Origin of the sequence: Stenotrophomonas sp. SMYL89, assembly GCF_036319985.1 — a bacterium.
Taxonomy (GTDB): domain Bacteria; phylum Pseudomonadota; class Gammaproteobacteria; order Xanthomonadales; family Xanthomonadaceae; genus Stenotrophomonas; species Stenotrophomonas maltophilia_Q.
Genome location: NZ_JAWIRW010000006.1, coordinates 67,365 through 91,207, shown reverse-complemented (window position 1 = coordinate 91,207; position 23,843 = coordinate 67,365). Strand labels below are relative to the sequence as shown.

At 66.0% G+C, this 23,843-nt stretch carries 8 protein-coding genes; 3 read left to right on the top strand and 5 right to left on the bottom strand.

Going from position 1 to position 23,843, the window contains the following annotated elements; all coding sequences use genetic code 11:
* Positions 1–15: 15 nt before the first annotated feature.
* The 5 genes from V3B41_RS09445 to glnA all read right to left on the bottom strand — a co-directional run bounded on the left by V3B41_RS09445 (position 16) and on the right by glnA (position 21,228).
* Positions 16–15,543, bottom strand: coding sequence for a hemagglutinin repeat-containing protein (locus V3B41_RS09445; protein WP_329860827.1), 15,528 nt, complete (start codon positions 15,541–15,543; stop codon positions 16–18).
* 106 nt (positions 15,544–15,649) lie between these two features.
* Positions 15,650–17,317 (bottom strand): ShlB/FhaC/HecB family hemolysin secretion/activation protein, encoded by a 1,668-nt coding sequence (locus V3B41_RS09440; protein ID WP_238378714.1) that lies wholly within the window; start codon positions 17,315–17,317, stop codon positions 15,650–15,652.
* Positions 17,318–17,678: 361 nt separating this feature from the next.
* Positions 17,679–19,109: an ammonium transporter gene (gene amt / locus V3B41_RS09435; protein ID WP_049429857.1), complete on the bottom strand. Its 1,431-nt coding sequence runs from the start codon at positions 19,107–19,109 to the stop codon at positions 17,679–17,681.
* Between the two features lie 21 nt (positions 19,110–19,130).
* A complete protein-coding gene (locus V3B41_RS09430; protein ID WP_004134334.1) occupies positions 19,131–19,469 on the bottom strand; it encodes a P-II family nitrogen regulator in 339 nt (112 codons plus the stop codon).
* A gap of 349 nt (positions 19,470–19,818) precedes the next feature.
* A complete protein-coding gene (glnA, locus tag V3B41_RS09425; protein ID WP_010487206.1) occupies positions 19,819–21,228 on the bottom strand; it encodes a type I glutamate--ammonia ligase in 1,410 nt (469 codons plus the stop codon).
* A 223-nt stretch (positions 21,229–21,451) separates the two neighbouring features.
* Here glnA and V3B41_RS09420 point away from each other — a divergent pair, with 223 nt between their 5' ends.
* The 3 genes from V3B41_RS09420 (at position 21,452) to V3B41_RS09410 (ending at position 23,832) form a co-directional block, all read left to right on the top strand.
* Positions 21,452–22,246: an undecaprenyl-diphosphate phosphatase gene (locus V3B41_RS09420; RefSeq protein WP_049429858.1), complete on the top strand. Its 795-nt coding sequence runs from the start codon at positions 21,452–21,454 to the stop codon at positions 22,244–22,246.
* 74 nt (positions 22,247–22,320) lie between these two features.
* Positions 22,321–23,148, top strand: a complete 828-nt coding sequence (locus V3B41_RS09415; protein ID WP_197632188.1) for an META domain-containing protein — start codon at positions 22,321–22,323, stop codon at positions 23,146–23,148.
* Between the two features lie 216 nt (positions 23,149–23,364).
* Entirely contained in the window at positions 23,365–23,832 is a 468-nt protein-coding gene (locus V3B41_RS09410; RefSeq protein ID WP_329860822.1) for an META domain-containing protein, read from the top strand.
* Positions 23,833–23,843: the final 11 nt, after the last annotated feature.

Here is a 23,843-nt window from a genome sequence, read left to right as displayed (position 1 = left end):
CGAAAGTATTTCAACTCAACTCCTCGTCAACCACTTGTTGACCTGACTTCCCACGATAACCGCTTCTGCCTTCATCCTCTCCAGCGTTCTTGTGACTGCAGAGTTGTACGCTGCCGTGCCAGGCTTCAAGCCACTGGTCGCTCTGTCAAGATTATCATATACGTACTGATGGTATGCCTCAGGGTGCGGCCCACGATGGCCCTTGACTGCAACCAGATTCTCTACAGACTTGTTTATATCAAGCCCTGCGCCTTCGAAGAACCGCATGTACTCTTTGGTCCACGCGACCTTTCCATTGGCCCCCACAAGACATTTATTGGTGCAAATATGATGCTTGGGAGCAGACTCGAAATCGACGGGAGCGGGGACCGATGAACGCGCACCATCCAAGGTGACGTAACCCCCACTATTGTCTTTGAAGATCGGCTTGCCTTCATCCGTATATCTCCCGGTCGAGGTGTAGGTTCCTCCTCGCGGACCAGTAACGCTGGCCGTGCCATCGGCGTTCTTGACCAGCGTGTAACCGTTGGGAACATTGAACTCTGGCGAAGGCAGTGCCAACGGCTTGTTCACAGGCGCCGGGACGTCTGCCGGCTGTCGCGGGGGGACCAGATCGGGTGCCACCGGCTTTGCAGCGGCGCCTGACTCCAACGCCGCCAGTTTCCTGGCCTTCGCGGCCGCCCGCATCGCGGTGACATCACCCAGGCTGATCACAGCCAATGCGACGTCCAGCCCAATGTCCCCCTTGGTGAATCCGTTTGCGGCCACATCGGCCAGGTTCCATTTCTGGTTCAGGCCCAGCTCGTAGGTCGCCGCATCCCAGCCGTTCCCGAAGTAGCCTGAAATGGACGACCAGGCGCCGGCGCCCTTTTCCTTCATGACACCCCAGCCGCCAATTTCACCGATGCGCTGGAAGTCGTTCAAGGCCTGCTTGGTGCTCTCAATGGACATGTAGATGGCATTCATCTTCGCCATGTCCATGACCATTCCACCCGCGTTGGTCACCACGCCTGCTCCCGAGCCCGCCTTGTCGAACAGCAGATTCAGTGCCGCGTTGGCCGCCGCCTCCTGTGTCTTCCCATTCAACGCGAGCATGCCGGCGGTGAATGGATCGCAGCGCCCTGCCGCTGCACAGGTGATCTTGTAACGGGCATCCAGGGAAGACGTATGCGTCAGCAGATCGGAGGCGAGCTGGCCACCATTGCCCTTCGTCAGTGCCGCCTGGGCCAGATCAAGGCCATTGTCGTTGATCCATCGCAGATAGGTGGAATCATTCTGGGTAAGTGACCAATAGGCGTCACCCAGTTTCGACTGCTCTGCGCGGCAGGCAGGCGAATCGGCAGCCGCGGTACATGCTGCAATCAGTGCCGTATTGCGCGCATCCGACAGCGCTGCCAGCTCCTTCTGTTCGCCGCAACGCTCCCCGCTCTTCATGCAGCTAAGCATGGCGTCCAGGAACTGCATGCGCTCTGCATGATTCAGGTAGTTGTTCTCGACGGAGTTCTTGGCGATGGTGGCTCCCAACGCCGCACCCATGGCTCCGTCTCCACCAATCCCACCAGCCATCGCGCCGACCGCCTGGCCCAATGCCTTGATCTGCTGTTCCTGCTCCGGAGTCAGCTGCCCGCCATTCTGCCGCGCGTAGTAGTCACCCAGGAATTTGGCTGCCAGTTCACCACCTCCTGCAGCAGCGGCTCCGGTACCCGCCGAACCCCCATTCGCCTCCGCAAGCAGCGCGCCAAGAAGCGCGTGCGAGAGCATCTGCATCGCCTCACTTGGGACGGCGCTCTGCTTGTTTGGATCGAATGTCTTTCCAATCAGCTCAGCGGCGTAGGGCGCGAGTGTGTTCGGGATGACCTGACCACCTGCCTGCCCTGCCACGCCGCCGACCAGCGCGGTGGAGACCGCGTTGAGCGCACGGCCGTAGGTACCGTCGGGTGCCCACTTCTGCTGCGTGACCAGTGCATCAGGGTAGGAGCTGTCAAATCCGGCAAGGGCGGCGTACTGGTCCTTGGAACTGAGGTTGGCAAACGCCTCCTTCTCTGCGGCGCTCTTCCCTTCCAGGTAGGCATCAGTGATCTTGTTGATCCCGTAGCTGCCAATGTCCGATGCGATCTGCTTGCTGGTGGCCAGTACCGTGCCTGCTGCATTCGCCATCGCCTGCTGATCGGCCAGCATCTTGTTGGCATCCGGCATTGCCTCCAGCGCGCGGTGTGCCGCAGCTGCATCGGTATTGACACCAAGTTCGGCCGCTGTGGTCTTCCTGCCGCCGATGGTGATATTACCCTCGGTCAGTGTTGCACGCGTGCTTGAACTGTCGCTGCCACTTTCATGCATCGGCAGTCCACCGCCGAACCCGACACCATCCACGCCGCCGAACGTTCCGGATTTGATGCTGCTGCCGATACCCTGCAGCTGCTCAACCGCTCCCACACTCTTGTCCGTCGGGCCCTTGCCACTGCTGCCGAAGCCACCGCTGATGCTGCCCGACGTGGCCTTGTAGTCCATATGGTTCTGCAGGTCGGTAAACGTCAGCGAATCCGCAGTCAGCTCGCTGTTTCCTGCATTGGTGCTGGCGATCGCGCCGCCCACCAGATTCACGTGGCCAGCATCCACGTGATAACCACCATTGCCGGCAAACAGGCCGCTCTGCTGGCCAACGCCCTGATAGCTACCGTTGGCCTTGCCTCCGCTGGCGTAGCCGTCGGCGTTCCACGCGGTGCCGAACGAGACCTGCACGCGGCCGCCCACCTGGCTGTTCTTGGACATGCTCTCGGCGACGTCCTGCAGCGATTCGATGGTCAGCGTGCCCCCCGTCTTGACGTCGATGCGGTCGGCGGTGGCGGTCGCGCCGCGAAGGGTGGTATCGCCCTCGGCCTTCATCGAGATGTTCTTGCCGGTCAGCGTGGTGTTCTGCCAGGTGCTGCTCTCGGCATTGGACTTGCTGCTGCCCACACTCGCTTCGGCGTAGACATACACACCGGTCTGCGCACCCACCGCAACGCCCACGCCGACTTCGGCGCCGGCATTGCTGCTCTTGCTACGGTCGGCCACATGCGCCTTGCCGGCTTCCAGCAGGATGTCACCGGCCGAATCCAGACTGAGCGTGTTGCCCGCGCTCAGGTTGCCCTGCACCACGTGGATGTCGCCCTGGGTGCTGGTCAGGTTGACGTTGCCGCCGCCCTGGATGGTAGAGCCACGCGAGACCTGGCTGCTGCCGTCGGCACTGCTGCTGGAGGTCTTGAAGCCAACGCCGGCCTCGGCACTGATCAGTGCCCCGCCTCCGCCCTTGCCGGCCATGCTGGAGATGGCACTGGCGGCCTGATAGGCATTGGCACCAGCAGCAAGCCCCTGCATCTTCTGCAGGCGGTCGTCGGACTTGCGGGCGGCGTCGACGTTGTTGAGCAGATCGATCAACGGCGATTTCACCCGCGCGAAGGCGCCGATCTTCAGGTCCTTGTCGCTCTGCGAGTAGTGACCGCTTTCGTCAGCGGTCAGCAGCTCGATCTCAGCGGCAGTGATGTTCACGTCCTTGGCCGCCACCACATTGCTGGCGCTCTGCGTGTACTTGCCACCGGCGGTGAGGTTGACGTTGCCGCCGAGACTGCCAATGGTGCTGGCTACCTGCGAGACCTGCGCGCTGTCATCGCGATGCTGCTCGCGATGCCAGCCGGAGAACTTCTCGGTATCGGAGATCTGCACAGTGCCGATCGCCTTGCTGTCCGAGCGGTTGGCATTGCTGACCGTGTCCTGCCCACTACGGATCGTCAGGTCGCCCGCAGCGCGGATGCTGACGTCCTTTTCCGCCGCAATGTTGGCGGCGGTCAGGCTGATATCGCCCTCTGTGGTGGCCATGCGTACACCGCCACCCACCGACAGCTGTGTGCCGGTGATGGTATCGCTCTGGCCGGCGCCCTCGCTGCGCGAATTGTTGGTGCCAAACGGCAGACCGGCGGAGTTGGTGGCGATACCCCAACCCTTGCCCCGGCTGTCGCTGTCACTGCGCTCGGTGTTGTGCGCGACATCGAACACGATGTCCTTGGTGGCCAGCAGGACAGCATTGCCCTCGGCCGTCATCTGCGCACCCTGGCTGGTGATCGAGCCGCCATTGGCGATCAGCGAGAGATTGCCGCCAGCATTGAGGTTGCTGACCCGGGCGTCACTGGTGGAGTGGCTCTGGTTGCTGTTCGAGCGCTGGCTGCCGGCCGTGATCGCCGGCAGCACGGCCGCCGACACGCCGGCCGCTACGCCTTCAGCGGTACGCGTGATCCGGCCCATCATCGTGCCACTGTCGGCCATGCCTTCGGTGGCGTTGTCGCGTGCAGTGCGGTACGCCTTGGCCGGGTCGTAGGTGACGCCCACCGAGAACCCGCTGGACTTGCTCGACTGGCTGGCCTGGGTATCCACCGTATCCTGGCGGGCAATCAGGTTGATGTCCTTGCCGACCAGGGTCAGGTCCTTGCCTGCGGCCACGTCGGACGCGGCGATCGTCAGCTGGTTGCCGGCGTTGATCAGCACGCTGCCTTCGCGCGAGGCGATGGCGGAGCCGACCTGGGTGGTCGACTGCTCGGCAGAACTGCTGCTGTTCTTCGAGCTGCCGTAGCCGATCGAAGCGGTTCCATTGGAGAAGCCACCGGTGAAGCCGGACTTCTTCCTGGTCTCGCTGGACTCACTGCTGTGATGGTCTTCCGCAGAAGTGATCAGCACATTGTTGCCCGCACCGAGGACCACTGTGCCGGTGGCATCAACCACCGCGCCTACGGCGGTCAGATCGCGGCCGGCGGTGACGCTCACGCTCTCGCCCATCAGGCCGGTGCCAATGGCGTAGCTGTCGCTGCTCTCGGCGTGGCGGGTGGTGGTGGTGCTCGACAGGGTTTTCTTTTTCTTGTCGTAGCTGTCCAGGCTGAAGTCATGCGTTTCGTTGGCCGAAAGCAGGTTGACGTCGCGACCGGCCGCCACACTCAGCGTGCCATCCGAGCTGGCAACCTGGGTGGCAGTCAGGTTGATATCGCGGTTCGCTCTCAGCACTACATTGTCGCCAGCCTGCAACTGGCTGCCACGCACGGTCTCATCACTCTGGCTGATCTGCAGCGAGCTGCGCTTGCCACCTGCATTGAAGTCGCTGCTGCGGCTGTCCACCAGCGCCTGGCTGTTGATATCGCCACCGGCCTGCAGGGCCATGCCGCCATCGGCCTTGATGCGGGTTGCAGCCAGGTTGATGTCCTTGCCCGCCGCCAGCACCACATCGCCAGCGCCCTCAATCGACGTCACCGCATGCGTGGTCTGGCTGTTGCTGGTGTGGTTGCGGCTGTCGTGGTTCAGCGCACTGCTCTGGCCCAACGTCTGCGCACCCAGGTCCAGGTTGCCACCGGCAACCAGCTGGGTGATGCCGTGGCTGCCGGCATTGCGGATCTCTGCAGCCTTGAGGCCGATGTCACCGCCGGCCACCACCGACAGCACGCCATCGCCACCGGAGTTGGTGACATACAGGCCCGCCACGCGATCCAGCGTTGTCTTCTGCTGCGACAGGCGGTCGCCCTGATCCTTCCATTCCGTGGTGGTCGAGGCCACGGTGATGTTGCCGCCGGCCTTCAACGCCAGCGCATCGGTAGCCTTGACGGTACTGCCGATGATGTCGATGTCCTGCCGCGCCGACAGGCCCACCTGGGCACCGCTGATCTGGCCGCCGGACAGGTTGCGGATGTTGCCGGCATCGATGCTGACCAGCTGCCGGCCGGCAATCGTGCCGCTGTTGACCAGGTCACCGCGCAGTTTGACGTCCACCTCCGCGCCGGCCAGCAATGCGCCATCGTTGCCAAGGTCGCCCGGCAGCACCCGCAGGTAGACCTGCGGGACCAACGCGCGAACCACCGAGCCATCGGCCAGGGTGACGTCCTTTTCCACCAGCCAGACGATGTCGCTGGTCAGGCGTGCCATCTGCTCGGCGGTGAGCGCTACGCCTGGGCGCAGGCCCCATTCGCTCGCCACCGTGGCACCGGCCTCGAGCAGCGCGCGGTACTGGTCCTCGTCGCTGGCATGGCCGGTAAGGAAGCGGCGGCCGGTGAGTTCGCCGATCTGCTCGCGCACCAGCTTCTGCTCGTAGAAGCCGTCGCCCAGGCGCTTCTGCGTCTGCGAGGGATCGAAGCCTGCGCGCTGCAGCAGGTAATCCGAGCTGAGCCAATCGCGATAGCTGGCAAAGCGCGGGTCGGTTTCCACGATGTGGTTGCCACGGTTGGCGTCCACATTGAACAGGCTGGCGGTGGGTGCACTGGCATTCGGGCTGGTGGTGATCACCACGCGCGGATCAGCACCGGTTGTCGTCGTGGCCTGCTTGCCATCCACTGCGGCATTGCCACCACTGCCGGCATGCTCTCCGGCGCGCACCGCCGCCGGGCCGTTGGCATTGGCCTGCCCGGCCTGGGCGGCATTGATGTCCTGCGCCGTGCCAGCACCCGCCCCGGCGTTGCCGGCCTGGCTCGGGCCCTGGGCACCCGCCGCGTCCGCGCGCACGCCGTCGGTCTGGGCGACCGCCTGCTGATGACCACCGTTGGCGCCCTGCGCCGCGCCAGCGGTGCCCGGCCCCTGTGCGTCCACGCTGCCGGCACCCTGGCCTGTGCTCTGGCCGGGCCCCTGCACGCTGCCCGCGCCGGGGCCGACCGCACCTGCACCGCGGCCGTTGGTATCCAGCTGCGCGGTGCCCTTGCCACCACCGGCGTTGGGGTTGCTGCCCCCGTTGTTGTCGTTGCGCAGGTTGCCGACATCGATGGTGAGCTTGCCACCGGCGGTTATCGACGAACCCAGCGCGCCGGTCTTCTCGGTGATCGGTGCCGCCTTCCAGCGGCTGGAGGAGCCACCGTAGGTGATGGACTGGTTGTCGAAGGTGCTGGTACGGGTCAGCTGCTCGGCAGCATTGATCACCTCGGACTGATCGCGGTTCAGGCCGACGATGGCCAGGTCGCGACCCGCGGCGATGTTGGCGAAACGGTTCTCCAGCCGATCGGTGCTGATCCGCATGCTGCCGCCCGCGTTGATCACGGCGTTGTTTCCTGCCGAAACCACCACGTCTTCCACGGTGGTGCGGGTGGCAATGCGGGTCTTCTCGTTGCCGCTGGTCTCCTGCGGGTGACGCTGCATGTTGATCAGCGTCGCGTCCGGATTGTCATAGTCCGGATAGGTGATGATCTGCACGCAGGTCGTGGTGCAGGTGCCGTAGGCGTTGTTGTACCGAAGGGTATCGGTCACGTACTCGATCGGCGGCGACCCCGGACCACGGGTGGACAGATCGCGGAAGGGATCTTCCGCGCCTGCGCCAAGCTGATCGGGATTGTTGCGGTTGTCGGCGCGGCTGACGTAATAGATCGTGACCGTGCCGTCCTGCACGCTCAGGCGCTCACGTGACGCGCGTGCGCCATGCACGCCACCGCGGGCGAACGCATAGGCGCTGGTGTTGCTGGACAGCCGGATCACCGCCTTGCGGATCTGCTGGCCATCCGGAGTGACATAGGGGGTGTCTTCGAGGATGTCCGCCGGGTTGAGGTAGTAGATCTCATACGGCTGGTAATTCGAGGTAGCGCGGAAATCCCGGTTGTTGTTGTTGGCGTTCTTGAACCAGCCGGGTTGTTCCAGCCGCACCGGTGCATGCACGGTGGTGACCTTCTCCACGACCACGTTCTCGCGGATGTTGTTCACCGCCAGCGCGGACAGGTCCAGGTTGCCGCTGACCTCGATGGTGGAGCCGATGTTGTCCACCTTCTGGGCGCTGCCTACCGCGCCCAGGCCGTTCAGGGCACCGCCGATGGCAGCGTCGCCATCGCTGAAGATCAGGCTCTTGCCGCTGTTGGTCAGCGTGCCGACGCCGAGGTCCAGGCGCTGGCGCGCGGCGATGGTACCTGCACGGTCCACGCCGCCGATGTTGGCTGCCAGGTTGTTGAGCGAACTTGCCTGGATGGCGACGCGGTCACCGTAGATGCGGCCGCTGCCGATGTTGTCGACGGTCGCGGCGGTAATATGGGTGACGTTGCCGTCCAGCAGGCCGTAGTTGACCAGTGCGCCGCCCGCTGCAAGGCGGGTCAGGCCGATGCTGCTGATCTCGCCGGTGGAGGCGTTGGTGATGTTGCCCGCATTGATGTTGACGTTGGCGCCGGCCAGCTTGCCGGTGTTGTCCAGGTTGCCCTGGATGGACAGGCTCAGCGTGCCGTTGGCCACCATCTCGCCACGGTTGGTGTGGCTCTGGCCCAGCTCCAGAGTCATGTCACCCTGCGACATCAGCCGGCCATCACCAATGATCTCGCGGGTGCGGAGGGTCTGCTGCCTGCCGGCCACCAGGGTGCCGCCGCTGTTGACCAGGGTATCGGCGCGGACATCGGAGCCCAGCGCCGCCGACACCAGGCCACCGCTGTTGTCCAGGCGCTGGTTCACCTGCAGCACGAGGTTGTCGGCAATCACCTGGCCGTTCTGGTTGTCCAGGTTGCTGGTGGTCACCTGCAGGGTCTTGCCCTGCAACCCCAGTGCAGGACCATTGCCCGGGCTGAGCGTATTGCGGTTGTCGACATGGCCGGCCTGCAGGTCGAGGCGGCCGGTCGCGGCCACCAGGCCGCCACTGTTGAGCAGCGCGCCCTGCAAGCTGATGTCGGCATTGCCACCGGCGGTCACGCTGCCACCGGTGTTGGCCAGCTGCTGCGCGCGCAGCAGCAGGTCGGCCGCACTCACCAGCGAGCCGCCGCCACTGTTGTCGATGTTGATGGCCTGCACGTCGGCACCGGCCTTGGCGGACACCGCGCCACCACGGTTGTCCAGATCGCCGCTGCGGATCTGCAGCGTGCCACTGCTGACAATGCCGTTGCCGTTGGAACCGGCATTGATCAGCCGCTGTCCGGCGGTGTTGATGCTGAGGGCTGCCGCCGACTGCAGCAGGCCGCCTGTGTTGTCCAGGGCACCGCTGCGCAGCTCTGCGTTTCCGGAAAGGCTGGCAATGATGCCGCTGCGGTTGTCCAGTGCCTGGCCGCGGGTATCCAGCTGCAGGTCGTTGGCGATGATCCGGCCACTGTTGTTGTTCAGGCCGCTGGCCGAGACCTGCAGGTGCTTGCCGGCCTGGACCAGGCCGCCCTGGTTGCGCAGCGCATCGGCGCTGGTCAGCTGCATGTCCTGACCAGCAGCCACGGTGCCACCATCGTTGTTGATGGACTGTGCCTCGGCCAGCAGTGCGCCTCCGGCAGACAGGGTGCCCTTGTCGCTGTTGTCGAGCAGGCCGTCGACGCGCACGGTCAATGCGCTGCTGCCATCGCTGTGCACGATGCCGCCGCGATTGTCGAACGCGCCTGCGGTGAGGGTGGCGTCTCCTGTGGTCAGGATGCGGCCACCGCGATTCTCCAGCGCGTGGGTGATCGCCAGGGTGCTGATACCGCCGCCGGCAGCCTGGATCGTGCCCCGGTTGTTGAGCAGCTGCGCGCTGCGCAGATCCAGCGTGCCATTGCCGGCAAGCGTGCCACCGCTGTTGTCCAGCCTGTCGCGCGCGGACACCTTCAATGCTTCGCTGCCAGAGGCGATGATCGAACCGCCCGCGTTGAGCAGCGTGCCTGTATCCACGGCGATGCGGGTAGCCGACAGCGTGCCGTCACGCAGGTCGGTGGTTTCGCCGGTCAACTGCAGGGCGCCATTGCTGAGCAGCTTGCCGCCCTGGCCATTCAAGGTGTGTGTGTTGATGGCCAGCATGCCGGTGCCAGCCTGCTGCACGGTGCCGCCGGCATTGCCGAACACTGCACTGGTCAGTGTCAGGTCACCATTGCTGGCGATCAGGCCGTTGCCGCCATTGTCCAGTGACGTGGTGGCCTGCACGGTGCTGGCCTGCGTGCCCGTCGCCAGCAGCTTGCCGTTCTGGTTGTCGAAGCGGTCGGCGTTGAGGGCGAAGTGATCGGCAGTGAGGGTGGCGCCGCGATGGTCCACGGTCACCGCATCCAGCTGCAATCCGCCTGCCGTGGCGATGCTGCCGCCGGCGCCGTCCAGCTGGGTGGCCTGTACGGTCAATACGCCCTTCCCTGCATGGACGATGCTGCCCGCGGCATTGACCAGCTGCCCGGCATCGACACGCAGGTTGCCGGCATTGCTGGCGAGGGTGCCGCCGCCGTTGTTGAAACGGCCGGTGACGGTGATCCGGCTGTCGGACGTACCTGCCGAGCTCAAGGTACCGCCCGCATTCGACAGCGAACCGGCGCTGATCTGCTGCGCACCGTTGGCAGCGATGGTGCCGCCGTCATTGCCCAGCGCGCCGCGTACCTGCAGCGACATCGCCTGGTTGCCGGTAGCGTTCAGCGTACCCGCCGTGTTGTCCAGCTGGCCGGCCTCGATGCTGACCTGCTGCGCGGCCGTGGTGCCCGCACTGAGATCGATGGTCTCGCCCTTCAGTTGCAGCTCGCCATTGCTGACGATGCGGCCGGCATGACCCTGCAGCGTGTCGGCATCGATCTGCAACAGGCTGTCGCCCGCCTGCTCGATGCTGCCGGTGCGGTTGTCCAGCGAAGCCGCTGCCAGCTGCATGCCCGCGCCGCTGGCAATCACGCCCTTGTTGCTGTTGTCGAGCAGGCCATCGGCCTTTGCCACCAGGCGTGCTGCGCTGTGCAGCGTGCCGCCCTGGTTGTCGATGCTGCCTGAGGTGATGCCGAGCCCACCGTTGGCCAGAATGCGGCCGCCACGGTTGTTGAGGTCCTGGCCGATGCTCAGCTGGCTCGCTGCGGTGCCGGCGGACTGCAGCGTACCGCCAGCATTGACCAGCACGGCGCTGCGCAGGTCCAGCCCACCGTTGCTGGATACGGTGCCGCCGCTGTTGTCGATGCGTTCGCGCGCGCTCAGTCGCAGCATGTCGCCGCCGGTCGCGGTCAGCGTGCCGCCGGCGGTGATCAGGGTGCCGGTATCCACCTCGATCCGCTTGGCCGAGGTGACACCCGCCCGCAGGTCGGTGGTGGTGCCCTTGAGCAGCAGGCTGCCATTGCTGACCAGCGTGCCGCCCGTACCGTTGAGCGTTCCAGCATTGATCGACAGCACGCCTTCGCCAGCGTGCTGCACGGTACCGCCGGCATTGCCGAACACCGCCGCCTGGATGCCCAGGTCGCCATTGCTGGCCAGCAGGCCACCCCCGCCGTTGTCCAGGCTGCCGACCACGTCGATCCGGCTGCCCTCCGCACCCGTCGCCATGACCTTGCCGGCCCGGTTGTCGAAGGACTGTGCGTCCAGCGCGATGCGCTCGGCCTGCAGGGTGGCGCCGCGATGGTCCACGCTGCCCGCCTGCAGGGTGATGGCGCCCGCGCTGGCGATGGTGCCGCCCTGGCCATCCAGTTGCCCGGTGCGCAGCAGCAGGCCCTGGCTGCCGGCATGGCTGAGCGTGCCCTTGACGTTGGCCATGCTGCCGGCGTCGATCTTCAGCGCCGCACCATTGCTGGCCAGCACGCCGTTGCTGTTGTCGAACAGGCCATCCACGTGCAGCTCGGTGGAAGCGCTGCCTGCCGAACTGAGCGTGCCGCCGCGGTTGGAAAGCTCGCCGGCTTGAATGTTCTGGGCACCGTTGCTGGCGATGGTGCCAGCGTCGTTGGCCAAGCGACCGCTGATCTGCATCGCCAGCGTTCCACTGCCCGTAGCGCGCAGCGCACCCGCACTGTTGTCCAGGCTGCCGGCCACGATGTCGAGCTGCTCGGCCGCCACGGTACCGCCGCGCAGGTCCAACGACCCGCCCTGCAGATCCAGCGCGCGGGCAGTACCGATGCTCCCGCCCTGGCCCGACAGTGTTTCCGCCTCGATGTGCAGGTTGCCGTTGGCAGAGATCGAGCCGCTGCGGTTCTCCAGCTGTGCAGCCCGGATCGCAGAGGCCGCTTCACCGGCCGCAATCAGCTTGCCATGGTCGTTGACAAAGCGCCCTGCGCGTACGTCGATGGCGCCATTGCTGCCCAGCGTTCCGCCGGTATTGTCTAGCAGGCTGCGGGCCTGCAGCTGAAGGGGCTGGGCGCCCAGCGCGCTCAACTGACCACCTGCCGTGATCACGCTGTCACCATCGATGCTGATGCGTTGCGCCGTCGTGGTGCCCTCGCGCAGATCGAGGCTGTCGCCCTGCAGGTCCAGCGAACCATTGCTGAGCAGGGTGCCGCCGGCACCGGTCAGGTCCTGCGTGGTGATGGCCAGGCTGCCGGAACCGGCCTGCTGCACGGTTCCCCCGGCATTGCCGAAGGTGCGCGCGTGGATATCCAGGTTGCCGTTGCTGGCGAGGGTGCCGCCATTGCCGTTGTCCAGCGTGCCCTGCACGCGCAGCGTATTGCTGCCGGTGCCAGTGGCGACGATGCGTCCGCCCCGGTTGTTCCACCCGGCTGCCGTGATGTCCAGTTGCGTGGCGGTCAGCGACGCGCCCTGGTGATCGACTTCGGCCGCGTTGAGCTGCAGTGCGCCGGCGGTGGCGATCTGTCCCTTCGCGCCGTCCAGGCGCCCGGTGTCGATGACCAGGCCGGCGGTACCTGCATGGCTGAGCGTGCCACCTGCGTTCATCAGGGCGCCGCTCTGCAGCTGCAGGTTGCCCGCATTGCTGGCAATGCTGCCGCCGCTGTTGTCGAGCGTGCCGTCGACCCGGATCTGCGACGCCGCGGTACCGGCCGAGTTGAGCGCGCCGCCGCGGTTGGACAGCGCGCCCGCGTGGATCTGCTGGGCGCCGTTGGCACTGATGCTGCCGCCGTCGTTGCGCAGCAGGCCCTGCACCTGCAGCTGCATCGCATTTTCGCCCAGTGACAGCAGGCTGCCGCCACTGATGTCCAGCCCGGCAGCATCGATCTTCACGTCATGGGCGCGGGTGCTGCCCTTCTGCAGGTCCAGCTGCTGCCCGCTCAACTGCAGCTGACCGTTGCTGGCAATGCTGCCACCGGTCCCCTGCACCGAGGTCGCGTTGATCTTCAGCGTGCCGGTGCCGGCGTGGTCGATGCTGCCGCCCTCGTTCAGCAGGCCATCGGCCGTGATGTCCAGGTCGCCATTGCCGGACAGCAGGCCGCGCTGGTTCTGCAGCCGCTGGCTGGCATGGATGCGGCTGGTGCCGGTGCCTGCGGCGATCAGCTTGCCGCCATCGTTGATGACGGTGCCGCCGTTGATGTCCAGCGCACCATTGGCACCCACGGTGCCGCCGCTGTTGTCCAGGGTGCGCGCGACCTGCAGGCGCAATGCATCACTGCCCGTCGAGGTCAGCGTGCCGCCCGCGGTGGTCAGGTCGCCGGCACGTACATCGATGCGCTGTGCAGCGGTGGTGCCATTGCGCAGGTTGAGGGTATCGCCGTGCAGCTGCAGGGTACCGTTGCTGAGGACGGTGCCGCCCTGGCCCTGCAGGTTGGCGGTGGTGATGCGCAGGTTGCCGGTACCCGCCTGCTGCACGGTACCTGCGGCATTGCCAAAGGATGCTGCGTCGATCTGCAGGTCGGCATTGCTGGCCAGCAGGCCACCGTCGCTGTTGTCCAGATGATTGCGCACGCTGAGCGTACTGGCCTGCTGGCCGGTGGACAGCACGCGGCCGCCACGGTTGTCGAAATCCCGTGCCGTCAGCTCGAGCTGGCGGGCGACCAGCTGCGCGCCGCGGTGGTCGGCACGGCCCAGCAGCAGGTCTGCCGCGCCTGCGGTAGCGATGCTGCCCTGTACACCCTCCAGTACCTCCGCTCGCAGCAGTAGCCCTTCGCTGCCGGCGTGGTTGATGTTGCCCTTCGTGTTGACCAGGGTGCCGATGTCCAGACCCAGGCGCGTGGCATTGCTGGAGATGCTGCCCTCGCCGTTGTCGAGCTGACCGATCGTCCAGGTCGTCGCCGCGCTGCCACCGTGGGCAAGGCTGCCGCCACGATTGATCGCCGACTGCGCCTTCAACTCGAAGCCACGGGCGAAGGTCATGCGGCCGGCGCTGTTGTCCAGCTGCTGCACCTGCGCGCTGGCCGCACCCTGGACCTGCAGGGTGCCGCGCATGTTGCGCAGCGCCTGTCCCTGTACCTGCAGGGTACTGGCGCCCAGCGTACCGTCGCTGTTGTCGAGGCTGTTGCGGGCGCTGAGCTGCAGGTCACCGCTGGCTTCAATGCGGCCACCGTCGTTGCTCAGGGTTCCGGCGATGTTGAGCATGCCGGTTGCCAGGGGCGGGAGCGGCGTGACCGGCGGGGTGCCGGTGCCCGGAGAGCCGGTGCCCGGGGTACCCGTGCCGGGCGTGCCGGTGCCCGGCGTCCCGGTTCCGGGCGTACCGGTGCCAGGCGGGGTACCGGTGCCGGTACCCGGCGAGACGCTGGCCACGTTGCCGATGCGGCCCTGCAGATTGCTGACATCGGCCGCCTGCAGCTGCAGCGCCTGCGTTCCGAGCTGTTCAATGCTGCCGCCACGATTGCGCAGCGCATCGGCGTTCACTTCGATGCGGCGCGCATTGAGCGTGCCACCACTATTGTCGACGTCTACCGGGGTCTGCACGCGCAGCTCGCGCTCGGCACTGAGCGTGCCGGCATTGGCAATCCCGCCGCTGGCGTCGATGCGGGTGTCCTGCTGCGCATGCATCGCGCCGACATTCTCCAGCCGGCCATCGGCGGTGACCACCAGTTCACCGGCCTGCGCGCCAATCTTGCCGGCGTTGCGCACGCCCACGCCGTGTTCGTTGCCGACCAGCCAGATCCGATTGGCGTACATGCCGCCCAGTGCGCCCACGTCCAGCGCGAAGACGGGCGCCGCAGAAGCCGGCTTCTGCGCCTGGACACTGCTGTGATCGGCACTGACCACGTTGCTTCCCAGGCTGGCCTGCAGCTGGTTGGCCCAGATGCCGGCGTTGACCTGCAACGAACGGGTGATGATGTCGGTGTAGTCGGCGCGACTGGTATCCAGGCCTGCACCACCGACTCCGATGCTGCCGCCTTCCACGCGATACCCGTCCAGCACGCCATTGGTAACGATCGGCGTGCCGGTGGTGAGGGTCACCCGGCTGGCGTTGAGGAAGCCTGCGCCATTGACCTGGATGCCGGCCGGGTTGGCGATGACCACCTGCGCCCGCGCACCCGCGACCTCCACGTAGCCATTGAGGTGGCTGGGGTTGCTGCTGTTGACCTCGTTGAGGATGACACGCGCGGTACCGGTGGCCAGCCACGGATTGCCCTGCACCCAGCCACCCAGCTGGGTCTGCACGTCGCCGCGCGAGTTGTTGAGGATGACACCCTGCTGGCCGACGTCGAACTGCTGGTAGGTGTTGCGCGACACACCGCCGGCGCTGGGCGTGGTGATGTTCACCTGCGGCGTGCCGTTGGCCGAGGTGATCACCGTCGGGCGCTGGTTTGCCGGTGCGCCGGGGTCGGCGGCAATACGGCCGGGATCGGCCGGCGCCTGCTGCGCGGACAGCGGCTGCACCAATCCCACCCAGCCCAGCACCAGCCAGAGCGCGAAACTGATCGGCCGCAGGGTGCCGACGGTATTGCCGCCGCGGTGGTCTACCCCGCCGTGTGCAGCGTTGACCAGCTCGGAGGCGACCTGCATGACGCCGAGCGTACGGTTGAAGACCAGACGGTAGACTTTGTTCACGGCGCTGATTCCTTTCGGTGCTGTTGGGTTGTATGCGCAGCAGGCTGCGCGGTACCGCATCGTGTTGGCCGCGCAGGGGACTGCGCAGGCCGGTCATGTGCAGGCGTCAGAACGAGACGCCCAGGTTCATTCCGAAGGTGGTGTAGGCGGTCTGGAAGCCACGCGGCTTGGACAGCGGGCTGCCGACGAACGCATCCCAGTTGATGTGGCGGGTGCCACCGCGAAGCCCGAGGGCCGTACCGGTGAGCCGGTCGCCCAGCAGTCGGGCCGTGGACGGGCCGGCGACACGCCCGTGATCAACGGCGACGTAGGCCTCCACGCCGCCGCCCAGGGGCACGCCCACTTCATTGCGCAGCAACCAGCCACGCTCACCGGTCAGCGACATTTCGCCATCAAAGCCACGCACGGTGTAGCGGCCACCAATGGAGAACCGGTCCTGCGGCACCAATGGCGAGCGGTTCCACTGCGCACGCCAGCTGCCGATGTAGCGCAGGCTCTGCTTGCCCCACTGCAGCGGCAGGACCAGCTGCGCGTCCGCGGTATAGATGCGGCCATGCGCCGTGCCTTCGCCAAACGCCTCTTCCGGCGCACGCAACGCGTTGAAGGCACCGGTACCCTTGCGGTACGCCAGGTTCACATCCAGTGTCGCCTTGCCGATGAAGTGACGGTGGCCCAGGCCCAGCTCCCAGCCGGCCATACGCCGGCGCTGCACTTCGATCTCGGTATCGTTGATGAAGTTGTCCGATTCGCGGTACCAGCCACGCGCGTACATGCTGGTCTTGGCATGCGCGTTGCGGAACAGCATGCGGGTCAGCCGCAGTTCCGCATTGCGGCTGGAGCCGCTGTAGACGTAGTTCTCGAACGCACCGGCAACGGTCTGCTCATAGTCGTACTTGCTGGCGTTGGCACCCAGCAGCCAACCGCCCAGCGGTACGCTGTAGTGCGCCGCCCAACTGTCGGTGCCACGTTCGCTGCCGTTGAACAGCGATCTGCCCACGTTGACGTAGAACAGATCGCTCAGGCCCGCAGGGTTGTCCACCGACACCGTGGCACCGGCCTGCATCTTGCCCGTGCTCTGGCTGCCGGCATCGTCCAGGGTCAGGTTGACGCGTACCGGACGCGCCTGCTTCCAGCTGATCACCAGGTCGCTTTCGCCGGGTTTGGCGGCCGCGCCATCGGCCGGTGGCGCGATCTGTATGTCCACCGAGGCGGTCGGCACGCGCTGCAGGTTCTCCAGCGCCTGCTCGATGTCACGCAGGTTCAGCACCTCGCCACGCGTCACCGGCATCGCATTCCAGAGGGTGGGGGTACGGCCTTCTCCGTCCGCGAAGCGGATGGCGTTGACCCGCCCTGGCACGACCGTGAGCATCAGCACGCCGGTCTTCAGGTCCTGTGGTGCGGCAAGGATGCGGGTGGTGACGTAGCCGCGCTCGATGATCGCGTTCTGCACGCGCTTCATCACGATGTCCACGCCCGCCGTACCCAGGCAGCGCCCGGTGGCGGGATTGCTGCGGGGATCGGCTGCCGCCAGCGCCCAGCGGAAGCGGTCGGCAAGCTCGCCCTGCAGCGCGATGGTGGTGATGGTGAAACAGGGCGACTCATCAACCGGCAGGCGGCCGAGGTCTTCGGTGGCTGGCTGCAGGCGCACATCCGGTGTGGATTCCTGCTGTTCACGCAGCACGCGCTCGCGCTCCTGCTGCCGGAGCAGTTCCTGCTCCGGTGACACCGTCTGTGCCCATGCCGGCGCCTGGAGGCCAGTGATGGCCAATGCCACGCCCACGGACAACCGCCACTGCAACACCCGGCTGCGTACTTTACGTCCCTGTTCCACGATGCTTTTCCCTGCTGATGACTGCCAGACCGACGAAGATGCGGCTGGAAGAGGCAGCACTGTAAGGGAATCGTGTGGCAGGAAAAAGCACCAGCGAACCACGCTGGCGCAAGCCTTCAAGGCAAAGTGTGATGTCTGACGGAGGGTATTCCGCCAGCGGGCAGAGCCCTGGATCTACACTGGAACCAGCAGAGCTCCGTCATTGCGTCGACTGATGCCGGTGGCACAAGGAAAACCTGTACCTGACGCCCGCCACTGCGTGCAGCGCAGCAGTGGCGGGACGCCCTTGAAACCGTGAAACCGGTCAGGCCTCGTAGGCCGATTCGCCGTGCGAGGTGACGTCCAGACCGGTGCGCTCGGCTTCCTCGGTCACGCGCAGGCCGACCACGCTGCGCACCACCAGCAGGATCAGCGTGGTCACCACCGCCGACCACACCACGGTCAGGCCCACGCTGACCACTTGCACCCAGACCTGATGGCCGATATCCAGATCGGCCTTGGTGCCACCCAGCGACTGTGCACTGAACACACCGGTGAGAATCGCGCCGACGATGCCGCCGACACCGTGCACACCGAACACGTCGGCGGTGTCGTCCACTTTCAGCAGGCGCTTGAGACCGGTCACCCCCCAGACGCAGACCACGCCGGCGACAAAGCCGATGATGATCGCGCCAAGCGGGCCGACGGTGCCGCAGGCCGGGGTGATGCCGACCAGGCCGGCCACCGCGCCCGAGGCGGCACCCAGTGCCGACGGCTTGCCCTTGCTGATCGCTTCCACCAGCGTCCAGCCGAGCACGGCCGCTGCCGTGGCCAGTACGGTATTGAGGAAGGCCAGCGAGGCCACGGTATCGGCCGCTGCCGCCGAGCCTGCGTTGAAGCCGAACCAGCCCACCCACAGCAGCATCGCGCCGATGTAGGTGAACGGCACGTTGTGCGGCTTCAGCGCGGTCTGCCCATAGCCCAGACGCTTGCCGACGAACCAGGCAGCGACCAGACCGGCCACACCGGCGTTGATGTGCACCACGGTGCCGCCCGCGAAATCGATCGCGCCCAGTTCACCCAGGTAGCCGCCACCCCAGACGATGTGGGCCATCGGGATGTAGCTGAGGGTGAACCACAGCGCCGAGAACAGCAGCACCGCGCGGAACTTGATGCGCTCGGCGAAGGCACCGACGATCAGCGCGGTGGTGATGCCGGCGAAGGTCGACTGGAAGGCGACGAACAGATAGTCCGGCAGTCCCTTGATCGGCGTGTTGCCCACCGACTCGGGGGTGAAGCCCTTGAGGAAGGCGAATTCGGTGAACGAGCCGAAGAACGGATTGCCGGCGCTGAACACCGCGCTGTAGCCATAGGCCACCCATAGCAGCAGCACCAGCGAGAACACCACCAGGATCTGGCTGAGCACCGAAAGCACGTTCTTCGAACGCACCAGGCCGCCGTAGAACAGGGCCAGGCCCGGCACCACCATCATCAGCACCAGCAGGGTGGAGGTGAGCATCCAGGCCACGTCGCCACGATCATAGGCGGCGGCCGCTTCGGCCACGGCCGGCGCAGCGGCTGCAGCTGCAGGGTCCTGCAGCGGTTCGACCGCAACGGTTTCGCTCGGCAGCGGCGACACCTGTGCCTGGGCATGGGCGCTGCCCGGCCACGCACCGACGGCGAACGCGCTGAGCAGCATCAACAGCCACACGACATGGAACCGGGCTTGCCACCCGGTGAGAAAGCGCATCTTCATGGGGGAGTCTCCGGAAGGGGGTTACAGCGCGTCGGCACCGATTTCGCCGGTGCGGATGCGGATGACCTGTTCGACGGCGGTGACGAAGATCTTGCCGTCACCGATCTTGCCGGTGCCTGCCGACGACTGGATCGCTTCGATCACCGCATCGGCACGTTCGTCGGTGACCACGGTTTCGATCTTGATCTTGGGCAGGAAATCGACGACGTACTCGGCGCCGCGATACAGCTCGGTGTGGCCCTTCTGGCGGCCGAAGCCTTTCACTTCGGTCACGGTGATGCCCGACACGCCTGCGTCGGACAGGGCCTCGCGGACCTCGTCGAGCTTGAACGGCCGGATGATGGCGGAGATCAGTTTCATGCGCATGTCCCGATGGTGGATGGGGCCAGCGCGCCAGCGCGCGTTGGCATCAGGCAACCAGCGGCCATCAGGGTGATGGCCGTGGCTGTTGCACCGGACACGTACAGGGCCGGGACGGCCGTGCCTCTCTCCTTGCACGACCGACGCGGGAGGGAGGGCGGCCCTGGTCGCGTATCCGGTCTCTCTCTTGCCCCTGGATAAGCGGATTGAAGTTCAGCGGACTAACAGTCCGCTCTACCACCGTCCGCTCTACAACGGCGGGCCTGCGCCCGCCTTGCGGCTCCCCAGCCGCGAAAACGGAAGCGATGGCGGCGGGTGGGAGGGGGAAGCCCACCGCCATCGCATCCGGTCAGCTGGCGTAGTACAGCTGGTATTCCAGCGGGTGGGTGGCCGCGCGGAACTTGGTCACTTCCTGCATCTTCAGCGCGATGTAGCCGTCGATGAAGTCGTCGCTCATCACGCCACCGGCCTTCAGGAACTCGCGGTCCTTGTCCAGCGCTTCCAGCGCCTGGTCCAGCGAGGAGCAGACCTGCGGGATCAGCTTCTCTTCTTCCGGCGGCAGGTCGTACAGGTCCTTGTCGCTCGGTGCGCCCGGGTCGATCTGGTTCTTGATGCCGTCCAGGCCGGCCATCATCAGCGCGGTGAAGGTCAGGTAGCCGGACTGGATCGGGTCCGGGAAGCGCATTTCGATGCGGCGTGCCTTCGGGTTGGACACCCACGGAATGCGGCACGAGGCCGAGCGGTTGCGGGCCGAGTAGGCCAGCATCACCGGCGCTTCGAAGCCCGGCACCAGGCGCTTGTAGCTGTTGGTGCCCGAGTTGGCGAAGGCATTGATGGCCTTGGCGTGCTTGAAGATGCCGCCGATGTACCACAGCGCCAGCTGGCTCAGGCCGCCGTAGCCGTCACCGGAGAACAGGTTGGTGCCGCCCTTGGACAGCGACTGGTGCACGTGCATGCCGCTGCCGTTGTCGCCGACGATCGGCTTGGGCATGAAGGTGACGGTCTTGCCATTGCGGTGCGCGACGTTCTTGATGACGTACTTCATGCGCAACAGTTCGTCGGCCTTCTGCACCAGGGTGCTGAACTTGGTGCCGATCTCGCACTGGCCGGCGGTGGCCACTTCGTGGTGCTGCACTTCCACTTCGATGCCGACCTGTTCCAGAGTCTTGCACATCTCGGCGCGCAGGTCGTGCAGGGTGTCGGTCGGCGGAACCGGGAAGTAACCGCCCTTCACGCCCGGACGGTAGCCGCTGTTGGCGCCGTCGTACTTGGCGCCGCTGTTCCAAGCGGCTTCTTCGGAATCGACCTTGAAGAAGGTGTTGCCCATTTCATTGGCAAAACGGACCGAATCGAAGATGAAGAATTCCGGTTCCGGGCCGAAGAACGCGGTTTCGGCGATGCCGGAGGACTTCAGGTAGGCCTCGGCGCGCTTGGCGATGCCGCGCGGGCAACGGCCATACGGCTGCATGGTGGCCGGGTCCAGGATGTCGCAGCTGATCACGATGGTCGGATCGGCGTAGAACGGGTCGACGTAGGCGCTGGCGGTATCCGGCAGCAGCACCATGTCCGACTCGTTGATGCCCTTCCAGCCGGCGATCGAGCTGCCGTCGAACATCTTGCCTTCTTCGAACAGCGACGGCTCGATGATGCTGACCGGGAAGGTCACGTGCTGCTCGACACCACGCATGTCGACAAAGCGCAGATCGACGAACTCGATCTGGTTGTCCTTGATCAGCTTCTCAACGTTTTCCACGGACATCGGTACGACCTCGGATGGGGATGAATGCCTGCTGAGGTACAGCAATGACCGTGCCAACTTTTCAGATGCCGCAAGTCATTGATTTCAAAAAGACCGCCCCGTGCGGGTGCAGAGCGGGGCGCACCAAACGGGTGCGCCGGTCACCAGACGCACCCGTTTGGTGCAGCAGGGATCGTCTATCCTCTCGACCTTCTTCCTTCCGCCGCGCGTGCACGCACCGTCCATGTCCGACCTGCTCTCCGCCCTGCTGCTGGGCATCCTCGAAGGCTTGACCGAATTCCTGCCGATCTCCAGCACCGGCCATCTGCTCATCGCCCAGCACTGGCTGGGGGCCCGCTCGGACTTCTTCAACATCGTCATCCAGGCCGGCGCGATCGTGGCCGTGGTGCTGGTGTTCCGCCAGCGCCTGCTGCAGCTGGCCACCGGCTTCAACCAGCGCGAGAACCGCGAGTACGTGTTCAAGCTGGGGGCCGCCTTCCTGGTCACCGCGGTGGTCGGCCTGGTCGTGCGCAAGGCCGGCTGGTCGCTGCCGGAAACGGTCAGCCCGGTGGCCTGGGCACTGATCATCGGTGGCGTCTGGATGCTGCTGGTGGAGGCCTACACCGCGCGCCTGCCCGACCGCGATCAGGTGACCTGGACGGTAGCGATCGGCGTGGGCCTGGCGCAGGTGGTGGCCGGTGTGTTCCCGGGCACCTCGCGCTCGGCCTCGGCGATCTTCCTGGCCATGCTGCTGGGCCTGAGCCGCCGTGCCGCCGCCGCCGAGTTCGTGTTCCTGGTCGGCATCCCTACCATGTTCGCCGCCAGCGCCTACACCTTCCTGGAGATGGCCAGGGCCGGGCAGCTGGGCAGCGAGAACTGGACCGAGGTGGGCGTGGCCTTCCTTGCCGCGGCCGTCACCGGCTTCGTCGTAGTGAAGTGGCTGATGGGCTACATCAAGTCGCACAAGTTCACCGCCTTCGCCATCTACCGCATCGCGCTGGGCGCGGCGCTGCTGCTGTGGTTGCCTTCCGGCAGCTGAACAGCGCCGGGGCACGGTAACCCCGTTGCCGGCCCCACCCCGTTTCCCCCACGGTTCCCCCAAGGAGAATCACCATGAACCGCAAGCTCACCCTGCTCCTCCCGCTGGCCCTGATGGCCGCCTGCAGCCAGACCCCGGCCCCGGCCGGCAACGGCGGCGACGACGTGGCCCCGGCCGCGGCCAAGGCAGCAGACCAGCAGACGCTGGCGCACCTGGACGCGCAGCGCCTGCAGAGCCAGCACTGGCTGCTGCAGCAGGCCACCGGTGCCGACGGCAAGCGCATCGACGCGCTGTTCGCCCGTGAAGACAAGCCGGTCACCCTGGACTTCGCCGACGGCCGCCTGTCGGTCAGCAACGCCTGCAACCACATGGGCGGCAGCTACACCCTGGCCGACGGCAAGCTGACCGTGGGCGCGATGGCGTCCACCATGATGGCCTGCACCGACAAGGCGCTGATGGCGCTGGACGAGGCCGTGTCGAGCCGCCTGCAGGGCGAGCTGAAGGCCACGCAGGATGCCGATGGCAAGCTGACCCTGACCACTGCCAAGGGCGACGTGCTGGTCTTCAACCCGGAACCGACCGCTGAAACCCGCTATGGCGGCGCCGGCGAAACCGTGTTCCTGGAAGTGGCTGCGAAGACCGAAAAGTGCTCGCACCCGCTGATCCCGGACTACCAGTGCCTGCAGGTGCGTGAAGTGAAGTTCGACGACAAGGGCCTGAAGCAGGGCGAGCCAGGCAAGTTCGAGAACTTCTACGGCAACATCGAGGGCTACACCCACGAAGACGGCGTGCGCAACGTGGTGCGCGTGAAGCGCTACGAGGTGAAGAACCCGCCGGCCGATGCGCCGTCGCAGGCGTACGTGCTGGACATGGTGGTCGAGTCGGCCATCGAGAAGAAGTAAAACGATGGAAGGGCGGGCGAAAGGCCGCCCTTCTTCGTTCTGTAGAGTCGGGGGGGGGGGGGGGGGGGGTTTTGTGGGGGGGGGGGGGCGGGGGGTGGGGCAACTCGAGGAGGAAAGGCCGCCCTTCTTCGTTCTGTAGAGTCGAGCAATGCTCGACTGCTTTTTGCGGTCAGTCGAGCATGGCTCGACTCTACAGAATGCATCAGGGAGATCGGCTTGAAGCACGTCCCCATCCTCCTGGCCGCTGCACTGCTGGCCGTGTGCGTCGATGCCTCCGCTGCCAGCACGCCCACCACCGCCCAGCTCGAAGCCCACACATGGCAGCTCACCCGCGCCACAGATGCAAAGGGCAGGCGCATCGGCGCGTTGTTCGTCCGCGGTCGCGCGCCCTATACGCTGCACTTCGGGCACGGTTACCTGAGCGAGTTGAACCTGTGCAACAACGTCAGCAGCCAGTACCGGATGCAGGGCAACGCACTGATCCTGGAGAACGGCATCCAGACAGTGGCCGGATGCATGCGTGGTGACATCGTCGTGCAGCAGGAACGTGCTGGAACGCTGATGAGCAGCCGGAGCCCGGCACCGACGCTTGAGCTGGATGACCGCGGCGCGCTGGTACTGCGCAACGCGCAGGGCGACACCGCGGTGTTCGAACCGGCACCGCTGCCAACGAATGGAAGGTAGAGCCGAGCCCG